General features: G+C 47.4%; 3 protein-coding genes. All 3 read right to left on the minus strand.

The window, feature by feature from the left end; translation table 11 throughout:
* Positions 1 to 195: 195 nt before the first annotated feature.
* From BLU70_RS14010 to BLU70_RS14020, 3 genes are read right to left on the minus strand one after another with little or no spacing between them, the layout of a single operon-like run.
* On the minus strand, positions 196 to 1230 hold the full coding sequence (locus BLU70_RS14010; RefSeq protein ID WP_176780928.1) for a substrate-binding domain-containing protein: 1035 nt from the start codon (positions 1228 to 1230) through the stop codon (positions 196 to 198).
* Positions 1231 to 1257: 27 nt separating this feature from the next.
* Entirely contained in the window at positions 1258 to 2268 is a 1011-nt protein-coding gene (locus tag BLU70_RS14015; RefSeq protein WP_244885241.1) for an ABC transporter permease, read from the minus strand.
* A 5-nt stretch (positions 2269 to 2273) separates the two neighbouring features.
* Positions 2274 to 3779, minus strand: a complete 1506-nt coding sequence (locus tag BLU70_RS14020; RefSeq protein ID WP_074693970.1) for a sugar ABC transporter ATP-binding protein — start codon at positions 3777 to 3779, stop codon at positions 2274 to 2276.
* Between the last annotated feature and the right edge of the window lie 425 nt (positions 3780 to 4204).

Raw genomic sequence — 4204 nt, forward strand, 5'->3', positions numbered from 1 at the left:
GCTCGTTCTCCGAATAAATTTTCTCCCCCGGTTTTACTTTCCCACTCCGGATCCACTCTTTAATTTGTTCTTTGACCACCACGTACTTTGCGGGCACAGTACTGTACACAGAATATCTCCTCACCGCGATTGATCGCCTTAAAGAAATGGACGGAAATGCAACAGCACTTCCGCCCATGTGATAACCATGTGAAGTTACTTGCTGAGATATGCGTTTACATTCTTGCTCGTAACGATGGTTACCCCTGTATCAACTTGCGGGGGAACTGGATCAACCCCAGATTGTTTCCAGTTTGCAACAGGCGTAAGTAGATTATGGTGAATAGTGAACAAGTCCATTAAACCCCAAAACCCCATATTCCACGTACCCTGCGCGACCGTTGCGGTAATTTCACCACTTTTAATTGCGTCAAGAGTCGCTTTATCCGTATCAAAAGAGACAATCTTCACGCTACCCGTTTTATTTGCTTCCTTAACGGCAGTTGCTGCACCGGTGCCTTCATCTGCCTCAGTTGCAAAGATTCCGCCCAAACCCGGATAGGACTGCAATAGCGCCGAGGTAACTTGCGCCGTCTTAATTTGATCGGAGTTTCCGTTCTGAACAGCCACAATTTTAATGCCAGGATACTTCTGTGACATCTCTTGACGAAAACCCTGGACGCGTTGGTCGAGATTCAACTCCCCAGGTGTGCTTATGACAGCCACTTCACCCTTCCCGTTCAACTGCTGTCCCAGATAGTCTGCAGCTTTTTGCCCAGCTTCGACATTACTGGTTCCCAAATATGCATAGCGCTCACTCTGAGGCGCGTCGGAGTCGAAACTAATCACTGGAATGCCTGCAGCAATTGCTTGATTAATAACCGGAGTGAGCGCTTGCGCATTGATGGATGTCACCATAATGCCCGCCGGTTTCTTTGCGATGACCTGCTGCATAGTTGTAACCTCTTGATTAATATCGTACTGTGGAGCCCCGGTGAAAACAGTCTTCACACCGAGGTCCTTTGCCGCAGCCTGCATGCCGGCATAAACACCTTTCCAATACTCAATACCAGAAAGAAACGTGACCATATAGTAGGTCTCGTTGGCTGAACCATGAAAGGCACCAGACGATCCACTGGAAGCCGTACTGGTCCCAGTCGAAGATGTAGAACAACCAGTTAGCCCCAAGACCACTGCGGCAGCAGCTGCGGCGATAGAAGCATATCTCTTCTTGTTTTTACGAATGTTCATTGTTATATCCCCCTTTTCCTAAATACCTCAGGATGCTTTTTTACGGTGTGCGAGCACGTCCAACGTCACGGCAGCAATCAACACAAAGCCGGTGACCAGGCTTTGCCAGTAAACAGAAACATTGAGCAGAACAAGCGCGTCATTTACTATTCCAACCAAAACACTACCAAGAAGCGCTCCAAGTACTGTGCCCTCACCTCCACTCAGACTTGCTCCGCCGATAATACAAGCGGCAATTGCCTGTAATTCCATGCCTTGTCCAGCCGTCGGCGCTGCAACACTAAAGCGGGATAGCGTTAAAATGCCAGAAATACCTGCCAGAAGTGCAGTGAAGATATAAATCCATACTTTCACGCGTGAAACTCGAATACCCGACAAAAATGCAGCTGACTCATTACTTCCGATGTAATACACTTTGCGAGCGGACACCGCTCTGCGCAGTATAATATCTGATACAACGACAATTACGGCGAGAATCCATATCAACACAGGGATGCCTAGAATATTGCCCTGCCCTAAGAAGAGAAACGAATTGGAAACTCCGGTTACGGACAAAGGAGCCCCTTGGGTTACAACATAGGCAACACCCTGGATTACGCCCTGCATACCAAGAGTCATAATGAACGGGTTGATTTTGACCTTTCCGATAAATAAGCCTGTAACGATACCTGAACAAACGCTGGCAACAAGACCGAAGATAGCCGCCAACCAAATGTTCATGCCATTTAAGGCGAGACTTCCAGTTACGACTCCTGCCATCGACATGACAGATCCAACCGACAAATCAAAACCACCGGAAACCAGGGCCACGGTCATGCCCACGGATACAATTGCCGTCATGACAATACTCAAGATGGTTGTCACAATGTTATCTACACTTAAAAATGATGGAGTCATGATTGCCATGACAACCACTAAAACAACAATTACTAAAAGGATAGTAAACTCCCGTATTTTCGTAAGCTTGCGAAACCAGGACGTCCTAAACTCCCGTGCCTGTATATCTCCGCTAGCCGTTTGTAACTGATGATTCTCCAAACTTTTCACCCCGCTGCTGACGAATGAAGTCCAGATGCATATTCCATAATAATCTCGTCACGAATCTGATCACCCTGTAACTCACCCGCGACAGTACCATTGTGGACAACCAATACCCTGTCGCTTAAACCAACAATTTCTGGCAACTCAGATGATATGACGATGATTCCTATTCCACTCGTGGCCAATTCGCGAAGCAACTGGTGAATCTCCGATTTAGCTCCAACATCGATACCTCGTGTAGGTTCATCTAATATGACTACCTTCGGTTGAAGAGACAGCCACTTGCCAATCATCACTTTTTGCTGGTTGCCACCACTTAGACTTCCCACGAGTTGCTGATCGGAACTGGACTTTACGCGTAAGTCACGAATAACACTTGCAGAGATCTCAGCTGCCTGTGTCCGGTTCAAAAACCCACCTTTTGAAAGGTTCGTTAGGTGTGTAACGCTTACATTGTCCCTGATTGACATGGAAAGAAATAATCCCTGCTGTTTGCGGTCTTCAGTTAAGTAATAAAGCCCATGTCGAATGGAGTCTTGGACTGAATGTATACGAACTTCCTTACCATCCAGCTCTACGCTACCTGAGACTCTTGCGTCGATCCCCACCAGTGCTCGCATAATTTCAGTCCGTCCAGACCCGACCAAGCCAAACACGCCCAAGATTTCACCTTGGCGAAGATCAAACGTAACATTCCTGCACTTTGAGCCAGCGTTTAGTTCCTTTACCTGCAGAAGCAGCTGTTCTCCTGGTGATCCCTTCGCCGGATAAATCCTTTCCAATGAACGTCCGACCATCATACGGATTACATCGTCAGAAGACAGTTCGTTTGTAGGAGCTGTTCCAATCATTCTTCCATCACGCAATACCGATATCCGGTCTGACAGTTGGAAGATTTCATCGAACTTATGGCTCACATAGACAATTCCCTTGCCCATCGCCTTTAGCTCCCGTAGCACGACGAACAAACGGGATGCATCGTCAACGCTCAAAGCTGAGGTCGGCTCATCAAAAATGTACACTTCCGCCCCTGTAACAAGCGCCTTCACAATCTCTACAATCTGCTGTTGTGACACGCTGAGGTCGCGTACTAGTGTTTGTAAGCTGAACTGAACTTCAAATCTACGAAGGTATTTGTCACAGATTTCTGCCATTTCTCGCCGGTTCATCAGACCGTAGCGACTCGGGGTCATGCCCACCAAGATATTTTCCATAACAGAAATCTCAGGAAACAAACTCAATTCCTGATGCACGATTGCGATCCCGTTACGTCTAGCATCCATGGGAGAGGTAAAGGTAACATCAACGCCCTTCACACGAATTGTCCCACTATCAGGATGCAGGGAACCTGTTATAACGTTTAGAAATGTCGACTTCCCAGCGCCATTTTCGCCCATCAAAGCATGAATTTCGCCAGCCCTGATCTCTAAATTGACCCCGTCTAGCGCGATTGTCCCCGGAAACACCTTGCGAATGCCCCGAGCTTCTAGCAGGATCTTCTGCTCCACATCATCACCCCCAGTTGTACGTATGTCCGTACAAGTAAATCCACAATGGGACTACCCTTCGGAATACATAGCCTTTCCAACCTGTCTCCAATCTCACCTATGGTGATTAAGAATCATTTCTAGTCTGAGACAGCCGCCGGTGTGTGAAACCGGATTCACAGTGATACTAGCACATATACGTACATCCATACAAGATCTAATCTTTAGGTATCGTAAAAAGAGGAATAACTTTGAACAGAGCCCTCAGAAAACCTTGGAGGTATTTCATCTCATCATGAACACGGACGTACAACGTGCCCAAACCTTACAGGTATACGCTCAAACCATAACCTCATCACCCTATTCTCGCCGTTGACTGCCTGACCACCAACTTGGGTTCGTAGACGATGGATTGCGGACCCTCGCCATCGCGTTTCCCGCGGTCA

The organism is Alicyclobacillus hesperidum (assembly GCF_900107035.1).
GTDB classification, from domain to species: Bacteria; Bacillota; Bacilli; order Alicyclobacillales; family Alicyclobacillaceae; genus Alicyclobacillus; species Alicyclobacillus hesperidum.